At 45.9% G+C, this 21,245-nt stretch carries 16 protein-coding genes and 1 tRNA gene; 12 read left to right on the top strand and 5 right to left on the bottom strand.

Annotated elements, in window-relative coordinates:
- Positions 1-72 precede the first annotated feature (72 nt).
- The gene (locus GWO68_RS15130; RefSeq protein ID WP_162347308.1) at positions 73-4,518 is read right to left on the bottom strand and encodes a translocation/assembly module TamB domain-containing protein; all 4,446 of its coding nucleotides are present in this window, start codon (positions 4,516-4,518) and stop codon (positions 73-75) included.
- An 87-nt stretch (positions 4,519-4,605) separates the two neighbouring features.
- On the opposite strand from GWO68_RS15130, the gene tsaD reads away from it, so the two are divergent.
- The 9 genes from tsaD (at position 4,606) to cphA (ending at position 14,565) form a co-directional block, all read left to right on the top strand.
- Positions 4,606-5,613 carry a tRNA (adenosine(37)-N6)-threonylcarbamoyltransferase complex transferase subunit TsaD gene (tsaD, locus tag GWO68_RS15125; protein WP_162347307.1) on the top strand — a complete coding sequence of 336 codons (1,008 nt, stop codon included), beginning with the start codon at positions 4,606-4,608 and terminating at the stop codon, positions 5,611-5,613.
- Between the two features lie 53 nt (positions 5,614-5,666).
- The gene (locus GWO68_RS15120) at positions 5,667-6,062 is read left to right on the top strand and encodes a thioesterase family protein (protein ID WP_162347306.1); all 396 of its coding nucleotides are present in this window, start codon (positions 5,667-5,669) and stop codon (positions 6,060-6,062) included.
- On the top strand, positions 6,062-6,529 hold the full coding sequence (gene smpB / locus GWO68_RS15115; RefSeq protein WP_162347305.1) for an SsrA-binding protein SmpB: 468 nt from the start codon (positions 6,062-6,064) through the stop codon (positions 6,527-6,529). Before GWO68_RS15120 ends, smpB begins: the two co-directional genes overlap by 1 nt.
- A 95-nt stretch (positions 6,530-6,624) precedes the next feature.
- Positions 6,625-7,386 (top strand): C40 family peptidase, encoded by a 762-nt coding sequence (locus GWO68_RS15110; protein WP_162347318.1) that lies wholly within the window; start codon positions 6,625-6,627, stop codon positions 7,384-7,386.
- Between the two features lie 78 nt (positions 7,387-7,464).
- Entirely contained in the window at positions 7,465-7,965 is a 501-nt protein-coding gene (locus tag GWO68_RS15105) for an HNH endonuclease (RefSeq protein ID WP_162347304.1), read from the top strand.
- Between the two features lie 837 nt (positions 7,966-8,802).
- Positions 8,803-10,686: a 30S ribosomal protein S1 gene (gene rpsA / locus GWO68_RS15100; protein ID WP_162347303.1), complete on the top strand. Its 1,884-nt coding sequence runs from the start codon at positions 8,803-8,805 to the stop codon at positions 10,684-10,686.
- 211 nt (positions 10,687-10,897) lie between these two features.
- A complete protein-coding gene (locus tag GWO68_RS15095; RefSeq protein WP_162347302.1) occupies positions 10,898-11,431 on the top strand; it encodes a cupin domain-containing protein in 534 nt (177 codons plus the stop codon).
- A gap of 88 nt (positions 11,432-11,519) precedes the next feature.
- Positions 11,520-11,590: transfer RNA gene (locus tag GWO68_RS15090), tRNA-Cys, on the top strand.
- A gap of 347 nt (positions 11,591-11,937) precedes the next feature.
- A complete protein-coding gene (gene cphA / locus GWO68_RS15085) occupies positions 11,938-14,565 on the top strand; it encodes a cyanophycin synthetase (protein ID WP_162347301.1) in 2,628 nt (875 codons plus the stop codon).
- A 1,125-nt stretch (positions 14,566-15,690) separates the two neighbouring features.
- Here cphA and GWO68_RS15080 read toward each other — a convergent pair.
- Entirely contained in the window at positions 15,691-16,632 is a 942-nt protein-coding gene (locus tag GWO68_RS15080; RefSeq protein WP_162347300.1) for a hypothetical protein, read from the bottom strand.
- A gap of 96 nt (positions 16,633-16,728) precedes the next feature.
- On the opposite strand from GWO68_RS15080, the gene GWO68_RS15075 reads away from it, so the two are divergent.
- The gene (locus GWO68_RS15075; RefSeq protein WP_162347299.1) at positions 16,729-17,316 is read left to right on the top strand and encodes a methyltransferase; all 588 of its coding nucleotides are present in this window, start codon (positions 16,729-16,731) and stop codon (positions 17,314-17,316) included.
- 46 nt (positions 17,317-17,362) lie between these two features.
- A complete protein-coding gene (gene kdsA, locus GWO68_RS15070; RefSeq protein ID WP_162347298.1) occupies positions 17,363-18,172 on the top strand; it encodes a 3-deoxy-8-phosphooctulonate synthase in 810 nt (269 codons plus the stop codon).
- Between the two features lie 137 nt (positions 18,173-18,309).
- On the opposite strand, the gene GWO68_RS15065 is transcribed toward kdsA, so the two are convergent.
- Together GWO68_RS15065 and apaG are read right to left on the bottom strand one after the other, a co-directional pair.
- Positions 18,310-19,095 (bottom strand): O-methyltransferase, encoded by a 786-nt coding sequence (locus GWO68_RS15065; RefSeq protein ID WP_317164532.1) that lies wholly within the window; start codon positions 19,093-19,095, stop codon positions 18,310-18,312.
- A gap of 129 nt (positions 19,096-19,224) precedes the next feature.
- On the bottom strand, positions 19,225-19,611 hold the full coding sequence (apaG, locus tag GWO68_RS15060; RefSeq protein ID WP_162347297.1) for a Co2+/Mg2+ efflux protein ApaG: 387 nt from the start codon (positions 19,609-19,611) through the stop codon (positions 19,225-19,227).
- Between the two features lie 100 nt (positions 19,612-19,711).
- Between apaG and ung the strand changes: the two genes are divergently transcribed.
- On the top strand, positions 19,712-20,374 hold the full coding sequence (gene ung, locus GWO68_RS15055) for a uracil-DNA glycosylase (protein WP_162347296.1): 663 nt from the start codon (positions 19,712-19,714) through the stop codon (positions 20,372-20,374).
- Positions 20,375-20,450: 76 nt separating this feature from the next.
- On the opposite strand, the gene GWO68_RS15050 is transcribed toward ung, so the two are convergent.
- A complete protein-coding gene (locus GWO68_RS15050) occupies positions 20,451-21,233 on the bottom strand; it encodes a LolA-like protein (RefSeq protein ID WP_162347295.1) in 783 nt (260 codons plus the stop codon).
- Positions 21,234-21,245 lie beyond the last annotated feature (12 nt).

Below are 21,245 nucleotides of genomic sequence, written 5' to 3'. Positions count from 1 at the left end.
TATTTTAAAAATAGGGAAAGGAGTTGGTGCTAAAACAAAAAGCCCTGCACAAGTAAGCGGCAGGGCTTTTATTTATCTTTCTAAGTTAAGTCTTGGGTCGGAGTCGAGGATGATCTGTTGTCGTTCCTCTTCTTCCAGCCTGCGCTGGCGGCGGTTGCTCATAAACAGCTCTTTCAGGTTGTCGAAGCGCTTGGTATGCAGCAAACTGAAACTTTGCCGGTTGGTTCGCCTGTCTATCAAACCACGCGGAATAGTGTTGTACTCCAGACGGCCACGCAACTCGCCACTTTTAGTTATATAGTATTCCAGCGACCAGTCGCCCTGGTAGCCGTTGTCTTTTGTAGTGCCGGCCAGGTTGCTGCTGCCAAGCCCGGCTTCGCTGGTTACGCGCAACCTGCCCTGGAAGAAGGAATAGCTCAACCGCACCTGCAACGACGAAAGCGCATCCTGGTCAATGTTGCCCAGGCCAATATCAATTTCCAGGTTGCTGTCTATACTGTTCAGGAAAGAGCTTAACTGGCCCGACAACAAGCTACCCAAACTTCCACCCACGGCTGTAGTTCCGGCATCTACGGTGCTAAAGGTACCCTGTGGCGACAATCTGCCCAATACCATTAAACTAAACACCTGGCGGTTTAGCTCGGCCTCGTCGCTTTTAATGGCGCTGGTCAGGGCTTCGGTTTCGGCGGTTTGCGGCACCTGGTCAAAATTTAAGCCTAACGCTATTTGTGGGGTAAGCAGCGGGCCATCCAGATCTATAACAGCAGTAATAGGGTAGCGGCCTTGCAGCGTACTGGTTTCGGTTACCGGCAACGAGGCCATCTGCGTATAGTTACCCGTTATGTTCATGATGCCACCCAGCGGGTCGCCGTTCCAGGTAATGGTACTGCCTGGCTGCACATTAAATTCGCGGGTTACCAGTCCTTCCAGCAAGTTCAGGTTATAAGCCCCCTGCGAGATCTCGAATACGCCAAACATGTTAAACTCGCCCCGCGTGTCAATCGTCATGCGTATATCTCCAGAGCCTGAACCCCGAATTACGTCGCCGGTGGTGCGGTCTATAATAATCTCGAAGTAGGCATCGTCGGTCACATCTAGGTTAAAATTCATGTTAATGCCCGACAGGTCTACTTTCTGATCATCTACGGCTACCGCTAAACTATCCGGGGTGCGGGTCACAAATTTGATGAAATCCTTTCGGGCAACACTTTCCTGGTTGTCTAATGGTATAACTAGGCGGGTGTTTTCTTCGCTGCGGGCATCTACGTTTATGCGCAGGTTATCTACAGGGCCTAACACGCTGGCCGTACCCGTACCAAAAGCAGTTCCATAGTATAGTTCGTTCTGCTCGGCGGTAGTATTCAGGATCATGAAATTGCGGTAACGGGCGCTGAGGTCTATCACCATGTTAGAGAAACCGTCGTGGGCAATGCCACCGGTAACAGTTGCCGAGTTGCCAAACAGGTCTTTAATCTGTGCGTTTCGGAAGCTGATGCTGTTTGGGCCAAGGTACACGCGGTCGTTAAAGCGGTAGGTGGTGTTCAGGTAGTCAAACTTAAACTGCCCGTTGGTTACCATCACCGACCCTTTTAGGATTGGAGAGGTGAGTTGCCCCAGTATGCGCACGCGTCCTTCCAGGTCGCCCTGCAGGTCCGAAAGTATAGGTTTGATAAGCGGCTCTACCAGTTTAAGCTGGGCCTGGTCCATTACGGCCAGCAGGTCCAGCTGGTCTTCGGTGGCATTGGGGTTATAGTTACCTGTTACGGTCAATACCTTTTTATTATTACGGTCTATGCCCACATCCACTACCATCTGTTTAATAGCGTTGTTCCAGTCCGCATTACCCGAAATATTCCCGATCAGGAAATCATCCAGTAGGAAAGAGTCTACGCGGGCCGTGATGTTGAGCAAAGCGCGGTTATACACATCCTGTGCTACAATTTCGCCACTTAAGGTACCGGCAATCTTTTCCGTGATCAGGGTATTCAGGTTGCGCAGGTCAAATTGTTCTACATTCAGGGTTAGGGAGCTGTTCGGGTCTTCGGAGATGGTGCCGGCCGCGCGCACTACCTGCTCCCGGTTGGTTACAGCAAAGTTTTCGAAATTTATCGTTTTACCGGCATCGCCTATAACTACTGTGTTGCCCGGTGTAAAAGCCCACGGCATATTCCGAAGTATAATGTTCGATTTATCAAATACCAGCTGTACCTGGTTCTCCAGGAAGTTAAGGTCGCCGGTAATGGTAGCGCGGTTGTTATATTCGGGCTGGCGCACGCTGGTGGCAAAATCTATCTTGCGTTCGCTCCAGATGCCTTCCAGGTAAAAGTCCTGGGTTTTTCCGGCTGTGGGTAGTTGCTGCTCTTCTGAAGTATAGATGATACTTGCCAGTACATCGGGGCTATGCTGTAACTTGGAGGAGGTAATATCAAACGTATTGCGGTACAGGTTATAGTCGGCATACGAAAGGGTATCTATCTTACCGAACATGTTTATGATAACGGTATTGGCATGGGTAAATGAACCCTCGATGTTCGTGTTTTCGGAAACGTATAGTTCGGGCACGAAGAGCTGAAGAAGCGGGTTAGCATCTTTCAGGTAGAGGGTATAGTTTACGGCATATTCGTTTACAGGTCCTTTTGCTTTGCGGCGATAATAGGCTGCGGTGGCGGCATCGTTGCTTTCAAAGTTTAGCTTGTACTCTTCGGCGAGCTGCGTCAGGTCATTTATCAGGGTAGAGTATTTATAGTCGCCATCCATGTTCAGCACCAATGGGTCCGATACCAGGTTAAGCGCCCGCTGTCCTTCAACTATAGCCGAGTTGATATAAAGTGTATCCAGGGCAAGTTCTTTGCCTTTATAGTTTATAGTTGCGTTGGCAAAGCTGGCTACGCCCACAAAGTCGTCCAGGCGCAGGCCTTTAAAATCGAGATTGGCGTTGGCGCTGACAGTAAACGGATCTTTTGATAAACCGAGCGCTCTCAGATCTACCTTCTGCAGGTTGGCCATCACGTTAAAAGCCTGCTCGCCATCGTTCAGGAAAATCTCACCATCTGCAGAAACAACCAGGTTAGGGTCGTTAATGGATACTTTACCCACAAACTTCTGACGGCTAAGGTTGCCATTGGCTATTATATTCTGGTAGTTATAGTTCTTAAAATAGATCTGGTTGATGGTTGCATCCATGTCCACGTTGGCATCCTGCAGTGTAAATCCGGAGCCGGCTAACTTCCCGCTCATCGATATGGTCTGGATAAGATCGGTGCGGTTAATGAGCTTGCCCAGGTTAAAGCCTTTGGTACTCACAAATCCTTTATAAGAAGAGGTGCGCTTGTCATCATCAATTTTCAGGTTAATGTCGGAGCGTACATTGCCTAGTGCGGTGGCAAAACTACCGTTGGCTACAAAGTCGTTGTAAAAACCCAGGAAACGGCCGTCCAGTTTTACAGTGCCCAGGCGGTCTACCACTTCAAAGGCATCGCGGGGCAAAAATTGTTTTATGTCGTCGGCATCTATAGTGGAGGGTTTCAGTTTCAGGTTAGCGAAGGTTTCTCTCACGTTTGGCAAGCCGTCGGCGCTTATACTACCAACTATATGGGTATTTTGCCCATACTTCAGGTCTACGCTGTCGGCTTTAAAATTTGAGACCTTGCCTTTGTAGCTAATTGAGTTAACCTGTATCTCTTCGTTCTCATAACCTTTTAGCAGGGTTGTAAATTTAGAGATGTCTTTGGCGTAGGCATACGAATCATATAACCGGGCCGTCATCGTTACGCTGTCGTTAAAATCCACGAAGTTGCCAAAGCTGTTATAGTCGAAGCGCACATAATCTTTCAGATGACTATCCTGTACTTTCAAATTCAGGTCAGCCCACTCCCAGAAGGTGGCAGCGTAGGTCATGCGGGTATCCAGGTGGCGCAGGTTGGTTTTGCTACGCGTTTCGATGGCACTGAAGTTGGTGATGTTGGCTTTTAAAGTATCGGCTAGTACGAGTTCATCAAAATGTCCGTAAATACTATCTACCGTTAGGTGCGCGTAATCCATGCCATGGTCGGCAAGGGGCTTGTTAAAGTCGTCGTAAGTAAAACGGCCGTTCTTTAGTATCAACTCCTGCAGGTCAAACTTAAAAGGCTTGGAAACTTTGGTGGTGTCTTTTACAAACAGGTCGCTGAGGGCACTAAAGAAAGCTCCGGCATTTAAGGTATCAGACCCTTTATAGTAGACGAGGTTGGCGCGCGGCTCCTCCAACTCCAGGGTGGCTATACTTAGGGTGTTCGGGTTGAGGATAGAAAAAGTGGCAATGTCGGCCTCTACGCGGCCCACATAAAATAGTTCGTTCTTTTTATAGTCGCGTACCTGTACCTGCTCCAGTATTACATTACTGAAAAACTCGATATCGACGCGGCCAACACTTACATCGTGGTTAGTGGCTTCGGAGAGCCAGGCAGCTGCGCGTTGGGCGATGTGGGTCTGCACTGCTGGTATGCGTATGGCAAAGAAAACTACTATAAATAGCAGCAAAAGCAACAGGATAACCTCTACTACTGTGTGAAGTAGCGTTTTTCCTATAACTTTGAAGTAATTTATGGACTGTTCTTTTTCCAAAAGATGACCGAACCTACAATTTTAGCTATTGAATCTTCCTGCGACGAGACCTCGGCAGCCGTTATACGTGGCGGCAAAGTTTTGTCGAATATAATTGCTACTCAGGCCGTTCACGAAAAGTATGGCGGCGTAGTACCAGAACTTGCTTCCAGGGCACACCAGCAAAATATTATACCGGTTGTAACCGAAGCGTTAAACAGAGCAAATGTAACTAAAAATGAGTTAAGTGCAGTAGCTTTTACCCGCGGCCCCGGACTTTTAGGTGCCCTGCTGGTTGGCTGCTCGTTTGCCAAGTCGTTTGCGCTGGGCTTAAACATCCCGCTGATAGACGTGAACCACATGCAGGCACACATCCTGGCTCATTTTATTGAAGACCCGAAACCCAACTTCCCGTTCTTGTGCCTGACCGTTAGCGGCGGCCATACCCAGATCGTTCTCGTTAAAGACCACCTGGACATGGAGATCATCGGACAGACAACCGATGATGCCGTAGGAGAGGCCTTCGATAAAACAGCCAAAATGCTCGGCTTGCCTTACCCTGGCGGCCCCATGCTGGACAAAGCTGCCGCACAAGGCAACCCGAAAGCATTCGAGTTTCCGGTGGGTAACATGCCCGGCTACGACTATTCCTTTAGCGGTATCAAAACCTCGGTACAATACTTCCTTAGAGATAGAACGAAGGAGAACCCGAACTTTGTACAGGAAAACATAAACGATATTTGCGCCAGCGTGCAGTATACGTTGATCAAGACTTTGCTGAAAAAAGTAGTGCAGGCTACTAAAGACCTGGGTATAAAAGAAGTGGCCATTGCAGGTGGTGTTTCTGCCAATTCGGGACTTCGGGCAACGTTGCAGGAGTATGCTAAGAAGTATAACTGGAATGTGTATATCCCAGCTTTCCAGTATTGCACCGATAATGCAGCTATGATAGCCATGGCTGCTCATTTTCAGTATCTTAAGGGTGACTTTGCAACCCAGTACGCCAGCCCTGATCCACGAATGAAACTATAGTGTTAAATAAAATCCTGAAAATCTATTAATCTTATAAATCCTGATTCAGACAAATGCATAACCCTTTCAAGATTGGCGATACCAAAGTATACCAGAAGCTTGTAACTGCTGCTGATTTTGCCCGTTTTGAGGATGGCCTGGTGCATGCGGTTTGCTCTACGTTTTCGCTGGCGCAGGCTGCCGAATGGGCGGGCAGGTTGTTTGTGCTGGAAATGAAAGAAGAAGATGAAGAGGGGATAGGTACCTTTCTGACAATCAATCATAAAAGTCCTGCTTCTGAAAGCGAAACTATAGCTATAGTTGCTACCCTAAAGGAGGTAAATGGCCATGAGGTAATCTGCAGTTATGAAGCCCGCGTAGATGACCGATTGATAGCTGATGGAGAAACCGGGCAGAAAATTTTGAAAAAAGAAAAATTAGCCAAAGTTTTGGCACCTAAGATAGCATAATGGCTAAAGACAAGGATAGAATAAAGAAACACGTAAACATTGTTAACCGCAGGGCTTCCTTCGAGTACCAGTTCCTGGACAAGTATACCGCCGGCGTGATGCTGATGGGTACGGAAATTAAGTCGATACGCGAAGGCAAAGTGAACATGCAGGATGGTTACTGTATTTTCCAGAACGGCGAACTATGGCTGCACAACACGCACATATCAACCTACACCGAGGGTACGCACTATAACCACGAACCGATGCGCGCCCGCAAGCTGCTACTAAACAAGAAGGAGTTGAAAAAGCTGGAAAAAGGAGCAGAGGAGCAAGGTGTAACTATAATCCCGACACGCGTTTTCGTGAACGACCGTGGCTTTGCCAAAGTTGAAATTGCCCTTGCCCGTGGTAAGAAACTATACGACAAGCGCCAGGACATCAAAGAAAAAGACGTGAAGCGAGAAATGGACCGAAGCGGCTATTAAGAATGAATAATCAGTAATGATGAATGATTAATATCCTTAATTATTCATTACGCATTAACCATTAATCATTAAAAGAATTGGACTACGGAATAAGTATGCTGAGCCTAGTGCCGTTGCGCGCCGAACCATCTAACAGAGCCGAGCTGGTTAGCCAGCTGCTTTTTGGGGAGTGCTATGAGATCATCAGTCGCCAGGACAAGTGGTTGCGTGTTCAGTTAGCTACCGATGGGTATCAGGGCTGGATTGACGCTAATCAGCATAATGCCGTTTCAGCAGCATACTACCAGGAATGGAAGCAAGCCCAGCATCCCCGCGCTATGGACCTGGTGCAGGTGATCAGCAATGCCGATGAGCGTATTCCGGTAGGTATAGGTGCCTATTTACCTTTCTTTGACGGTATGAATGTGCGGATTGGAGAACAAACGTATTTGTACAACGGCCGTGCGTCTAACCCGGAATCTGAAGCAACTATAGCGCAACTGGTAAAAGTAGCCTACAACTTCATGAAAGCCCCTTATTTGTGGGGAGGCAAATCGGTATTCGGGATAGATTGCTCGGGTTTTGCGCAGCAGGTGTATGGTATTTGTGGCGTACAACTACCCCGCGATGCGTACCAGCAGGTAACAGCTGGCGAAGAAGTGCATTTTGTGAACCAGACCCAACCTGGCGACCTGGCTTATTTCGATAACGACGAAGGCCGTATCATTCACGTAGGCATCGTTTTAGAAGATCAGAAGATTATTCATGCCAGCGGTGAGGTCCGTATTGATACCCTCGACCACAACGGAATTTACAACGCAGCCCGCAAGCGTTACTCTCACAAACTTCGTATTATCAAGCGTATTTTCCAGGCATAGGCTGCTATTTCCGCTGAACTTTACCGTAAGCTATCGGTTTTTTCCGTAGAAGCTTATTATTCAGTACAGTAGCACCCTATGAAAGATAAAGTTCTCATCCTGAACCAGGACTTCAGCGCCATTGCTGTGTGCTCGGTGCACAAAGCCTTTCTGCTCGTTTACCTCGATAAAGCCGAAATGGTAACAAAGTCCGAAGAACAACTGCGTACCATCACCAAAGTATATCCCGTTCCATCCGTTATCCGGTTGCAGCACTATGTGCATGTGCCCTACTATGGCATTGCACTAAGCCGCCATAACATCATGCGCCGCGATAACTATACCTGCCAATACTGTGGCACTGTAAAGAATCTGACCTTAGATCATCTGCTACCACGCTCGAGGGGAGGAGGGAGTAACTGGCTGAATCTGGTAACGGCCTGCTCGCGCTGCAACACCCGCAAAGGCAACCGCACTCCTGAAGAAGCAGGCCTGAAACTACTTCGAAAACCTATCAAACCATCACTTCAATATTTCCTTAAAATGCACCTCAATTTGTATAACCAGGATTGGGGAATGTACCTGGGAGTAGAGAAATAATAGTATTATGGTTGTGCTAAAATATTTAGTTTTAACTATATAAGTTATGGTTAATCAGAAAGAATGTAGAAGGTATGTAAAGCAAAGATGTAAGTAAAAAGTATAAAAGTTGTTTTCCGGATTAAAGCTGCCATTTCACTTGTAGCTCTAAGTAAAACCGTGCAGAAAGCCACCCAAATTTCTCCTTTCGTCGAAATGACTGTTCAGAAAGTAGTAGCCAAAGTCCCCCTTGGAAGGGGGCAGGGGGATGACAAACACTAGCATCAAACAATAAAGTCAACTATAACAATGGCAAAAAAAACCCTCTTAGTCGGGGAAGGGTGTGTTATTGCAACAGCCTGAGCGCACTTCACACAAGATCCTTTCAGGATGACAAATGAGGTAGATTAAGCTCCCTCTCCTGTTTTTAGGAGAGGGCTGGGGTGAGGTAAAGTTGGGCTGAGGGGTTGGGATTATAGAACTATAGCCACTGCCTTTGCCATACCTGTCCTGCCAGGCCAGTTGCATCTTGAGATGCAACATTCACCCCAAGTCACGGGTCAGGAAACTTGTGCTAGGAGTAATTCCAAAACCAGCAACTACAGGAGGGTGCTCAAGCCCATTCCCCTGTTTTTAGGAGCAGGTTAGGATGGGTAAATACTACTTTACCTATAACCCTAACCCCCTTTGCTACATTACTTTACACTTTCCCTGATTAGCATTGGTTTTTGATCTGAAAAAGCGTTACTTTTGCGGCTCATTCAGGTGAATGGTCCTGTAAATCAGCAGGAAATGTAAAACTAAACCAAATCAGCCAATTGCTCTAGGCTGGTGGCTATTCCAGAGCAACAAAACAATATGAGTAATTCTCCAGAAAATTTCGATTGGGACAAGTTTGAGTCTCAAGGTTTCGGCGGCGGCTACAGCAAAGAAGAAAAAGCCGAAATGGAAAAAATGTATGACGACACCCTGACTACCGTACAGGAGCAGGAGGTTGTTAGCGGAACTGTTGTTGGTATCACTGATCGTGACGTGATCCTGAACATCGGTTTCAAATCTGATGGCTTGGTGCCTCTTTCAGAATTCAGAGACCTTCCGGATCTGAAGCCAGGTGACCAGGTTGAAGTATTTATCGAAGACCAGGAAGATCCAAACGGTCAGCTTATCTTGTCTCGCAAGAAAGCGAAAATCGTTTCTGCCTGGGCTAAAATCTACGATGCACTTGAGAATGATAACATTCTGGAAGGTATCGTTAAGAGAAGAACCAAAGGTGGTCTTATCATGGACCTTTACGGTGTTGAAGCGTTCTTACCAGGTTCTCAGATCGACGTTAAGCCTATCCGCGACTTCGATGTGTTTGTAGGTAAGAAAATGGAAGTGAAAGTTGTGAAAATCAACGCCGCTTTCGACAACGTGGTTGTATCTCACAAAGTACTTATCGAGAAAGACCTGGAGCAACAGCGTGCAGCTATCCTGAACAACTTGGAAAAAGGTCAGGTGCTGGAAGGTGTTATCAAGAACATGACAAACTTCGGTGTGTTCATCGACCTTGGTGGCGTAGACGGTCTGCTTCACATTACAGATATTTCATGGGGACGTATCAACCACCCAGAGGAAGTATTGCAGCTTGACCAGAAAGTACAGATCGTAGTTCTTGACTTTGATGAAGATAAGAAGCGTATCTCTCTTGGTATGAAGCAGTTAACTCCACATCCGTGGGATGCTCTTCCAGCTGAGATCGAAGTTGGTTCACGTGTTAAAGGTAAGATCGTTAACGTTGCTGATTACGGCGCGTTCCTTGAGCTTATGCCAGGTGTAGAAGGCCTTATCCACGTTTCTGAAATGTCATGGTCTCAGCACCTGCGCAACCCACAAGACTTCATTAAGCAAGGCGACGAGGTTGAAGCAGTTGTATTGACTTTAGACAGAGAAGAGCGCAAAATGTCTCTGGGCATTAAGCAGCTTACGGAAGATCCTTGGACAAAAGAAGATGTGTTAACGAAATATGCAGTAGGCACTAAGCACACTGGCGTAGTTCGTAACCTGACTAACTTCGGTCTGTTCTTAGAGCTTGAAGAAGGTGTTGACGGTCTGGTACACGTTTCTGACCTTTCTTGGACTAAGAAGATCAAGCACCCATCTGAGTTTGTTAAAGTTGGTGAAAACCTTGATGTAGTTGTTCTGGAGCTTGATGTTCCTAACAGAAGACTTGCATTAGGCCATAAGCAGCTTGAAGAGAACCCTTGGGATACTTTTGAGTCAGTATTCAATGTAGGTTCAGTTCACAAAGCTTCTGTATTAGAGAAGTCTGAGCGTGGTGCAGTACTTGAGTTACCTTACGGTATCGAAGGTTTTGCTTTCCCTAAAGGCTTAACAAAAGAAGACGGTTCTCAGGTTGAAGCAGGTGAGAGCCTTGACTTCAGAGTAACTGAATTCTCTAAAGAAGATCGTAAGATCATCCTTTCTCACACTTCAACACACACTGAGAGCGCTGATGCTGCCCGTGTAGCTAAGGCTACTAAGAAAGCTCCTGCTGCTGCAGGCGAGAAGAAAGAAAAAGCTCCTAAAGCACCTAAAGAAGTAGAAAACAAGTCTACGCTTGGTGACCTGGATGCACTTTCTGCGCTGAAAGAGCAAATGATGGAGAACGAGAAAGAAGCTGGCGTTAAGAAACTGGAGGCTGCTGCAAAGAAGTCTAAAGGTTCTGACGAGGAAGCAACTGAAGAAGAGAACAACGCTTAGTATTAAGTTTGTTACATAGCAAAAAGCCCCGGAGCAATCCGGGGCTTTTTTATTTTAAAATTTTTAAGAAATAATAACAATTTATATTAAAAATAGTATATTTATAAAGCAGCTTTGCTAAATGGCCTGTACTATAGGTGATTATTGTCCAAACTATAGCTGCACAGTTTATGTCCTGAAGTATAAATTTTGCACACCCTTATTGTATACTATGCTTCACCCTAACCAGATATTAGAAATGACACCTATCGGGATGAACTGCCGGATAGTGAAAACGGCAGAACAAACCAAGGGTGAATCGCTGGAGATGGAGTGGGAGCTAAAGCCGCAAGCTGATGGTACGCCTATGCATGTACATCCCAAGGCTCAGGAAACCTATAAGGTGCTGCAAGGGCAGATCGAAGTAAACGTAGACGGAGAATGGCATTTGCTGCATCAGGGTGAAGAGATAACGGTAAGTGCAGGCATTCCGCATACTTTCCGTAACCCTACCGATTATGTTTCTAAAGTTTACAACATACACACCCCAGCCATGGAGTTTGGCGGCTACTTTGCCGATCTATGCAAGGTAGTAAACAAACTGGCAGGGCACGAAAAGCAAAAACTACAGCTAGACCTGAACACAGCCATGCACCTGTCAGTGTTAATGAAAAAATACCCGAACGAGATCAGGTCTGTCAATCCGCCCAATTTTGTGGTCTCGTTTTTAAATTTTATTGGTAAGGCACGCCGACTGGATGTGTAACTGATTATTTAAATTAATCTGCCTGAAAAAATAACCTTCTATAGTTTGACAAGTATACACACATTCGTATATTTGCACTCCTAATCACGGTAACGTGGCCGAGTGGCTAGGCTCAGCTCTGCAAAAGCTGCTACAGCGGTTCGAATCCGCTCGTTACCTCTTTAAATGCCCCAATAGCTTATTTAAGCAGTTGGGGCATTTTTGCTTGTAACCAATCTTCCCCTTTTTTGTGGCTAACTATAGCCTGCCTGTTTATAACTGACACTCAATGTCGAGCAAAAAATAGCACTTATTTTCTGAGTTCTATTAATCTTTTGTACCATTTCTGCGTACTCATGGTATCGTTTAACAAGCGAACATACCTAAACCATATCAACTTTAAAGTAATGCACGTAAAGCCCAGACCACTCAGCCATAATGAGTTGTTATAATGCCGGCAATAGGTTGTTATGAGCCAAAAAATACCTCTACTCCATTATATGTAATCGTTTACGAATACCTGATACATGAAAATTGTTGATTTACGCGTGATGCGCGGTCCAAACTACTGGTCTGTAAAACATCCGAAGATAATAGTCCTGAAACTGGATTTAGAAGAGCTTAGTGATTCCTTAACCAACCAGATCCCTAATTTTAATAACCGTCTCCGGAAGATGTTCCCTGATATGAAGGCGCATCGGTCTGCAGAAGGCGTAGAAGGTGGTTTTTTTAAAACTGTAGAAGAAGGAACCACCTTTGGGCATGTAGTGCAGCACGTTGCGCTGGAACTGCAGACCATGGCCGGTATGGATAGCGGTTATGGCCGTTGTTACCCAACCCGCGAGCCAAATGAAGTATATGTTATTTTCTCGTACCAGGAAGAACGGGCCGGAGAGTATGCAGCGTATGCCGCAGTACGCATAACAGAGGCCCTGGTAAAAGGCGAAAAGTATAAACTATGGGCTGACCTGGAGAAACTACACGAAATACGGGAGGATGAATACTTTGGGCCAAGTACCTATTCTATAGTTACAGAAGCGGTGAGCCGCGGCATACCCTATATACGCCTTAACCGTAACTCGCTGATACAACTGGGTTATGGCCGGTACCAGAAGCGTATACAAGCCACTATGACAAGCACTACAGCCTGCTTTGCCGTAGAGATTGCCGGTGATAAAAATGCTACCAAAGACCTGCTTAGTGATGCAGGCATACCGGTTCCGAAAGGCACAACGGTATACTCGCAGGAAGAGCTTCGCCGTGCTACTACCTGGCTGGGTTTCCCGATCGTTACAAAACCACTGGATGGCAACCATGGCAAAGGCGCAACCATAAATATTACCAACCTGAACGACGCGAAGAAAGGATTCCTGGAAGCGCGCAAATACTCGCAGGGCGTTATAGTGGAGCAATACATTGTAGGCTTCGATTTTAGAATGCTGGTAATAAACGGGAAGTTTGTGGCCGCCGCCAAACGCACACCTGCCATGGTAATAGGCGATGGCATCTCAACTATAAAACAGCTCATCGACAGAGAAAACAAAGATCCCCGCAGAGGTATAGGCCACGAAAAAGTACTTACCAAGATACAGATAGACAAGCATACCCAGGCCCTGCTGAAAAGTATGGAACTGACCACGCAATCTATAGTTCCGGAAGGTCAGGAAGTATACCTTAAAAGTACGGCTAACATAAGTACCGGAGGTACTGCTACCGACGTTACAGACCTGGTAGACCCGTACAACATACTGATGGCAGAACGCATTGCCGGTATAGTTGGGCTGGACATTTGTGGCATAGATGTAATGACAACCGATATTGCCATACCGCTAAACGAAACACGGGGTGCCGTACTGGAAGTAAATGCCGCACCAGGCTTCCGGATGCATATATCTCCTACGTTTGGCCTGCCTCGTAACGTGGCTGCACCGGTTGTAGATATGCTTTTCCCGCGCGATACACCGTCCAGGATTCCGATTATAGCTGTAACAGGTACAAACGGTAAAACCACCACTACCCGCCTTATAGCGCATATGGTAAAACATAAGGGATATCAGGTTGGTTACACTACCACAGATGGCATTTACATACAGGATAAGTTGCTGGAGAAAGGCGACACGACCGGCTCTTATAGTGCTGAGTTTGTTCTGAAAGACCCTACTGTAAACTTTGCCGTACTGGAATGTGCCCGTGGGGGCTTGCTCAGGGCTGGTCTTGGTTTTCAGCAATGTGACATCGGGATTGTAACCAACGTAAGTTCTGACCACCTGGGGCTCCGCGATATCCATACCCTGGAAGAACTGGCACAGGTGAAGGCTGTAATCCCGAAGAGCGTTAGCCCGGAAGGATATGCGGTTCTTAACGCGGACGATGACCTGGTGTATGCGATGGCAGAAGGGTTGCACTGTAATGTTGCGTTCTTTAGTATGGATGAAGAAAATCCCCGCATACTGAAGCACATTGCAAAAGGCGGGCTCGCAGCTGTGTACGAAAACGGGTATATCTCTATTTTTAAGAACAGCTATAAACTGCGCATTGATAGGGTAGCAGATGTGCCCCTGACGTTTGGCGGCCGTGCAAAGTTTAATATCGAAAATATTCTGGCAGCAACCTTGGCGGGCTATATTTCGCATTTCGAGATAGAAGATATTAAAACCTCACTGCGCACCTTTATACCTTCGCCGGCAAAGACACCGGGCCGTATGAACCTGTTTAAGTTCCCGCAGTTTGAGGTGCTGGTAGATTACGCCCATAACGTAGGCGGCATGAAAGCAATAGGGGAGTTTATGAATTACGTAGATGCACACCACAAAGTAGGCATTATTGCAGGGGTAGGCGACCGGCGCACCGAAGACTTTTATGAACTGGGGCTAGCGGCAGGCAATATATTTGATGAGGTGATCATACGCCTCGATAGCGACCTGCGTGGTAAAACTCCTGAAGAAATAACAGACCCGCTCATAAAAGGAATTGAGGACTCTGGTTCTGAAACCAGGATAGAAGTGATACCGGAAGAAATGAGAGCCATTGCGCATGCTCTGGAGCGCGCCGAGCCAAACTCGTTTGTGGCGATCTTTACCGAAGATATCACAGAAGCTGTAAAAATGGTAGAGCACTTTAAAGTAATACAGGACAGAAAAATGCTGATTGAATAACTATAGATTACGTATAGATAGAATTATTTGTGAACGATGGACTAAGGCTCCCATCTTAAAGATGGGGCTTTTTTTATTTATAGGTTTGGGTTTAACAACAGTTCTATAGTTGATGAAGAGCAAGCCAGTCTCAATTTACCTTACACCAGCTCTCTAATATTAACAGGAGAGGTAGCTGCTGCTATAGTTGTGGTTATAGTTCTATAGTTGCTGTTTTAACACCCCTATGAGCTTCGCTCTCAAGTTTTGAACTCCCGTTCTCTCTTGTCCTCAAGGGAACAGTTCTGCTAAAGCTATTGTTGGTTTGTCCAACCACCCCAACCCCTCAGCGCTACGCTCGCTACCTTTTAAATCGCTGCTCGGTAGTCTAAGTCGGGGAGTTTTTTTACCTTTTCTTTTGTCATCCTGGAAGGATCTTGTGGGAAAAGAGTAAAGGCCTATGCTATAACACACCCTTGCCCCTCCCGAGAGAGGAATTTCTGCCTTTGCTATAGTTTCAGACCATGATCGGACAGGTCGCGACCTGTCCCTACGGAACTATAACCACGATCAATATCGAAGCAAGCAGGTTCAAACTATAAGCAGGCAGTTGCTATGCGAAACGTATCAGTCATTGGGTTGAGCGCCTTTGACTTGTTGCGGTGGCGCAGCCAACACGATGAACGAGGGTAGCAAGAAGGCAGCAGCGCGATGCCCGAAGGCGGTGCCCCCCTTAAAGAGGCAGGGCCGTTAAGTTCTGCCGAGAACTATCCCCTTGAGGGGATTATAGGGGTGTTATTCAGGACCAAAAAGCCTATTGTTAGCCAATTTTAAATTCACCCGCTAATACAAACACCCCTCTGCGCTCCCCTCAAGGGGAGAATTTGCTAGAACTTAACGGCCCTGCCCTTAAAGAGGGCCCCTACCCCCGCCGTGAGAGAGTCAAAGTGAACTTGAAACGATAGGTAAGTAGAGCCCAGGATTGGGAGAAGTTTGAAAGGATAGCTTAGCTTAATCTAGTATAGGTAGTAACTATAGTAGACCAATAAGAAAAGAACCAACTACTAAATAAACAATGTAGAAGCCAACTAAAAGCAAAAAGCCCCTGCTAAGGCAGAGGCTTTCAAACTATAAGTATCTAATTTTCTATTTCAGAACGAAAGAAGACCTGCCAATCAGGAAACCATCTGCGTAAAGCTCAATGGTATGCTGGCCTTTTTTGTAAGCGGCATTTTTATCATACACAAAACTTACCTGCTGCTGGGTGTTATCAAAAACGATGTCGCGTTTGGCTGTATAGTACATATCTTCTCCGTCAATCTGGAAAGTACCTGAACCTGTAGACAAGTTATATAAAGCTGCGCCATCCGGCTCTATCAAACGCATGTAAATGGTTTTCGGCTCTTTTGGGGCAACATCATTCTGGCCCAGTTTAAACGCCACTTTAATTTTATCTACTGTTTTGGCTCTGAACTCATTGTCGTTATCGTCCTTCTCTTTACCGCGCTGGTTCACAACATTCACAGTTATGCTATTAGCCTCTAACCGCGACGCCAGTTTTACCTTTTCGGTCAGGTCCTGGTTCGTAGACTTCATAGTGGTCAGGCTGTCGGCCATTTTGTTCTGGGTAGTTTTTAACGTTGTATTTTCTGTAAATAACACTTCGTTATCTTCCTTCAGCTTGGCTATTTCCTTATCCTTTTCTACTAGTTGCTTTTCAAAAACCTGCGCTCTTTCGCGGAATTTACGCTGGTCGGCAATGCTGAAGCTGCTGTTACGGAAGCCGCGCAGCTTATCCAGGTCGGCGTTTATGGCAGCAATTTTAGATTCAAGCGAGTCGTTTTCTATGCCCATAGCCTGTAGTTCCTGGCTCTGGCGCTCAAAATCTGCTTTAAGGGCTTCGTATACTTTAATCTGATTCTCCAGTTCCGTGTTCTTTACCCGGATCACTTCTTCCTGCTCTTCCGCTTTTTCCTTTTTCTGGTAGTTCATATAAAGCAGAATACCGTTTATACTGGTCAGGATTACGATAAAACCAACAATCAGGAGTTTTTTGTTACCTCTGCTCTCGGGTGTGTTCGTCGACATAAGTATAGAATGTTTTTTGTTTTAAAGCCGATGTATCTACTTTAGGCCTTCTATAGAAATCAAATATAAGACTTTTGCACTATATATCTCAACCTCATGAAACAAGATTTTAATGCAGACTACTGGCAGCAACGCTACCTCAGCAACCAGACCGGCTGGGATACACAGGGGATAACAACGCCCCTGAAGGCATATTTCGACCAGTTGACAAACAAAGACTTACGGATACTGATTCCGGGGTGTGGCAATGCGTATGAAGCCGAATATCTGTTTAACCAGGGATTTAAACATGTGTATGTAGCCGACGTAGCTCCGGCACCTCTGGAGAACTTTGCGAAACGCGTCACAGATTTTCCGAAAGACCATTTGCTGTTACAAAATTTCTTCGACCTGCAGGGGGGATATGACCTGATTGTAGAGCAAACATTTTTCTGTGCCCTGAACCCGGACCTGAGAGCTGCCTATGCCCGCAAATGTGCCGAGTTGCTGGTTCCGGGTGGCAGGCTGGTAGGCTTATTGTTTGATACCGAATTTGCTAAAGAAGGCCCACCTTTCGGAGGATCAGCTGCTGAGTACAAGCAATACTTTGAGCCATACTTCAAGTTTATGCATTTTGAGAGGGCTTATAATTCCATTGCACCTCGGCAGGGAAGCGAGCTTTTTATTAACCTGCAGAAGAAATAGGTACTAATTGCGTACTTTTGTACTATAGTTACCAACCCATCATGCTATGTTCGAGATTCCGAAATTACACCATACACAAAGCGGCAACTTCTTTTTAATGGCTGGCCCATGCGCTATAGAAGGCGAGGAAATGGCCCTGCAGATTGCCGAAAGACTTAAAACTATAACCGACAAACTTCAGATCCCGCTTATTTTTAAAGGCTCTTACCGCAAAGCAAATCGTTCCCGCCTGGACTCTTTTACCGGCATCGGCGACGAAAAAGCACTGCGTATACTTCAGAAAGTAAGCCAGACATTTGATGTACCAACCGTAACGGATATACACGAAAGCCACGAAGCAGCAATGGCCGCCGAGTATGTAGATGTACTGCAGATCCCGGCATTCCTGTGCCGCCAGACCGACCTTTTAGTTGCTGCTGCCAACACTGGTAAAGTGGTAAACATTAAGAAAGGCCAGTTCTTGTCTGGTGAGGCCATGCGCTTTGCCGTGGATAAAGTGCGCGAATCAGGGAACGAGAAAGTTATACTTACTGACCGTGGCAACAGCTTCGGCTATTCGGATATGGTCGTAGACTTCAGAAACTTACCTGAAATGCAATCAACAGGGGCGCCTGTTGTAATGGATGTAACGCATTCGTTGCAGCAGCCAAACCAAAGCTCCGGTGTTACAGGAGGCAAGCCAGCTTTGATTGAAACTATAGCTAAAGCAGCTATAGCCGTAGGCGCAGACGGGTTGTTCATCGAAACCCACCCACAGCCAAGTATAGCCAAATCGGATGGAGCCAACATGCTGCCATTAGACCAACTGGAGGGATTAATGCAGAAACTGATCCGGATACGTCAGGCGATCAGCTAAACTGTTAGACAATAGACTGATTGACAAAGGACAAAGGACTTCGGTTTTTTGTCCTTTTGTTTTATAGTTGGTGAGACGCTCACATGTCTTTAAGACGCTGTGAGGTCAATGGTTACGATAGTGAGTAAGTCTTTTGCCTAATAATAAAGCGTAAAATGTTCCTTCGGCTGCGTTTTCCGGAAGAAAACTAACCCTACAAAGTATAAATCTATCGTTTGGCCTACCTGCGGGTGGTTTTTAATTTCCTGCCAGGCGCGTTTCATCTCCGACGACCAGTAAATATCATCTATCACAAAAACGCTGCCCTCGTGTGCCTTTGCAAGGCACTGCTCAAAATAGCGCATGGTTGGCCCGTACCGGTGGTTGCCGTCAAAAAAAGCAAAATCCAGTTGCGGAATTTGAGATAGTTGTTGCTGTAATGTTTCGTCGAGGTTACCAGTTACCTGGGTGATGTTGCGAAGCTGTAGATAGTCGAAGTTGGCTTTAGCTATACTGGCTATAGTTGGGCAACCTTCAAACGTATAAATCTGCGCTTTACGGGCAGCCTCAGCGAGGTAAGCAGTTGTAATGCCCAGCGAAGTGCCCAGTTCAAACACATACTTCGGCTGAAAATGATTGACCAACCTGAAAAGCAATTGGCTATACTTGGCAGGTTTAAGCGATGTACGGGCAATGTCGGATACTTTTCGGGATTTATAGTTTATAGTTTTAGAACCAGCGCCAAAGTCAGTTACCTCTATTGTTTTACCATTAGCTAACAGGTCTTCCCGAACAGCCTCAACACGTGGGTATGCATAAAAAGCCCCGTCATGAAGTATAACCTGGTGATAAAGATTAAAAACGAAAGGGGAGTGTACGCCATGCAGTTTAAAGGACTTGGCCCGGTAAATCAGGTAATCTGCTGCTTGGCTTATTAAGGACACTGGCTAAAAGTTAAAGGCTTTATTGTTAATTGTCAGAATCAGGATTTTAGGATGAACAGGATTATTTAAAAATTCAGCATGTGTAATCCATTCAACTGTTTAACAACTCGTCAATCAACAATTTAACAATTAATTAAGCTTATAAGGCACAATAAGGGTAAACTCAGGTATAGTTGCATAAAACTGTTTACCGTCTACGAGGCGCTCCATTAAATACGTGCCCAGCATTTTCCCGACACCTGTTTTAAGGTTGCACCCCGACACATACTCATGCGATTCGCCAGGCTCTAGGGTTGGTTGCTGCCCTACCACGCCTTCGCCTTCCACTTCACGCACCGTGCCTGTAGCATCGTGTATGTACCAGTGCCGACGCAGTAATTTTACGGTAAACTCACTGTTGTTTTCTATCGTTATCTTGTAAGCAAATACATAGTGCTGCTGTACCGGACTGGAATAATCTGGAAGGTAATTGGTTGTAACGGTCACTTTCACCCCTTCTGTCGTTTTTGTATCCATGTTACAGAGTTTATTGTATATTTAGAAACTGCTCAGGAGCAAAAGTGTTACTGCCTTTGGCTAAGTTTCTGGTAAATTTCACACTCCTTCATCCAACAATATGAATGTAAAGATAGAAGAAAGCTGGCAAAATGTGCTGCAAGATGAATTTGAAAAACCATATTTCAAAAACCTTGTGGCTTTTGTTAAAGACGAATACAATTCCCAAAAAGTTTATCCGCCGGGCAGCCAGATTTTTAATGCATTTAAGATGTGTCCTTTTGTTGAAGTAAAGGTGGTTATACTTGGGCAAGACCCTTACCATGGCCCCAACCAGGCAAACGGACTGGCTTTTTCGGTTAGCGACGAAGTGCGTACGCCTCCTTCGCTGATCAATATTTTTAAGGAAATTAAAAGCGACCTGGGCAAAGACCTGCCACCAACCGGAAACCTGGAGCGCTGGGCTCAACAAGGTGTACTGTTACTAAATGCAACGTTAACTGTAAGGGCAGGAAATGCGGGCTCGCATCAGAAAAAGGGCTGGGAACAGTTTACCGATGCCGTTGTGCAAAAGGTGAACGACCTGAAAGAGAACGTGGTGTTTATGCTTTGGGGAGCGTATGCTCAGAAAAAAGGCGCCTTTATTGATACCCGTAAGCACCTGGTATTGCAATCTGCCCACCCATCGCCGTTTGCCGCCGACCGTGGCTTTTTCGGCAACCGCCATTTCAGTAAAGCAAACGAATACCTGAAAGCACACGGAAAAGAACCGATAGACTGGTAGTTTAACCCCATCTACAAAGCAAAACAGCCTGTGCAATTTATAGTTTACACAGGCTGTTTTGCTATAGTTTAGGTACTTACCAACGGGCAGTGGCAAATTTTTCGGGGTTGTAAATGCTCATATCCACCGATTTGGGGAAAGAAATGTTATAGTACTCTTCTTTTAAGGTAAGTTTACCATCTGTTTTAAATAAGATCTCAGTAGCTACCCAGTAGTTTTCCATCTCTTTGTAGTTATTGATCTCCACATCGCGGGCCACCCCTTTGTTATTAGTCAGTACCCGAACTACATAGAGGCGTTCTTTATCAACCCAGAACTGGCTAGTAGTGCTATCATTTGGGTTTGTTGTGCCGATGACATAGGCATCGCGGCCCTGCCATTTTGCTTCGGTTATCTTGCTCAGGTCAAAATTCAGTTCTTTCAGTTTAGCTATAGTTGTGGCGGGGGTATAGAAGTATACATCAAAGCTCAGTAAAACCAACGGATGAATAGTATGTTGCTTCGCTTTTAGCTGGTTTCCCTGGAAGTTATAAACCGAATCAGCTTTAAAAATAACACCATTGCCACTCTCAAAACCATTAAAACGGATATGCAGGTTGCCCGGTTGGCTGTAAATTTCCTGCCATACTTCTTCTTTGGTTATCGCATCGTCTTTATAGAAAATGGCTTTCTGCTCAAAGGCAAAGTTCGGATACCATTTGTTTTGCCAGCGGTCGTACATCTGTTGTATAACTGCGGTACCATCGGTAGGGGTGGATGCTTGTGATGGCTTACTTCCGGAACAGGACAACACAAGGCCAGAAATCAACAGCAGCAGTACAACATAAACGCTTGTAGTTGTAAAATTTCTTTTTCTCATAGTGTAAGGGGT

This window comes from Pontibacter fetidus (assembly GCF_010119545.1).
In the GTDB taxonomy this organism is placed as follows: domain Bacteria; phylum Bacteroidota; class Bacteroidia; order Cytophagales; family Hymenobacteraceae; genus Pontibacter; species Pontibacter fetidus.
Note: the sequence above shows the minus strand (reverse complement) of the source record. Positions and strands in the feature narration are given on the sequence as shown.

What these genes read in the sequence shown, in the direction of transcription:
- rpsA (WP_162347303.1), top strand. Translation starts at nt 8,803, where the DNA reads ATGAGTAATTCTCCAGAAAATTTCGATTGGGACAAGTTTGAGTCTCAA.
- ung (WP_162347296.1), top strand. Translation starts at nt 19,712, where the DNA reads ATGAATGTAAAGATAGAAGAAAGCTGGCAAAATGTGCTGCAAGATGAA.
- kdsA (WP_162347298.1), top strand. Translation starts at nt 17,363, where the DNA reads ATGTTCGAGATTCCGAAATTACACCATACACAAAGCGGCAACTTCTTT.
- GWO68_RS15075 (WP_162347299.1), top strand. Translation starts at nt 16,729, where the DNA reads ATGAAACAAGATTTTAATGCAGACTACTGGCAGCAACGCTACCTCAGC.
- GWO68_RS15080 (WP_162347300.1), bottom strand. Translation starts at nt 16,632, where the DNA reads ATGTCGACGAACACACCCGAGAGCAGAGGTAACAAAAAACTCCTGATT.
- GWO68_RS15050 (WP_162347295.1), bottom strand. Translation starts at nt 21,233, where the DNA reads ATGAGAAAAAGAAATTTTACAACTACAAGCGTTTATGTTGTACTGCTG.
- GWO68_RS15095 (WP_162347302.1), top strand. Translation starts at nt 10,898, where the DNA reads ATGCTTCACCCTAACCAGATATTAGAAATGACACCTATCGGGATGAAC.
- GWO68_RS15110 (WP_162347318.1), top strand. Translation starts at nt 6,625, where the DNA reads ATGCTGAGCCTAGTGCCGTTGCGCGCCGAACCATCTAACAGAGCCGAG.
- smpB (WP_162347305.1), top strand. Translation starts at nt 6,062, where the DNA reads ATGGCTAAAGACAAGGATAGAATAAAGAAACACGTAAACATTGTTAAC.
- cphA (WP_162347301.1), top strand. Translation starts at nt 11,938, where the DNA reads ATGAAAATTGTTGATTTACGCGTGATGCGCGGTCCAAACTACTGGTCT.
- tsaD (WP_162347307.1), top strand. Translation starts at nt 4,606, where the DNA reads ATGACCGAACCTACAATTTTAGCTATTGAATCTTCCTGCGACGAGACC.
- GWO68_RS15105 (WP_162347304.1), top strand. Translation starts at nt 7,465, where the DNA reads ATGAAAGATAAAGTTCTCATCCTGAACCAGGACTTCAGCGCCATTGCT.
- GWO68_RS15120 (WP_162347306.1), top strand. Translation starts at nt 5,667, where the DNA reads ATGCATAACCCTTTCAAGATTGGCGATACCAAAGTATACCAGAAGCTT.
- apaG (WP_162347297.1), bottom strand. Translation starts at nt 19,611, where the DNA reads ATGGATACAAAAACGACAGAAGGGGTGAAAGTGACCGTTACAACCAAT.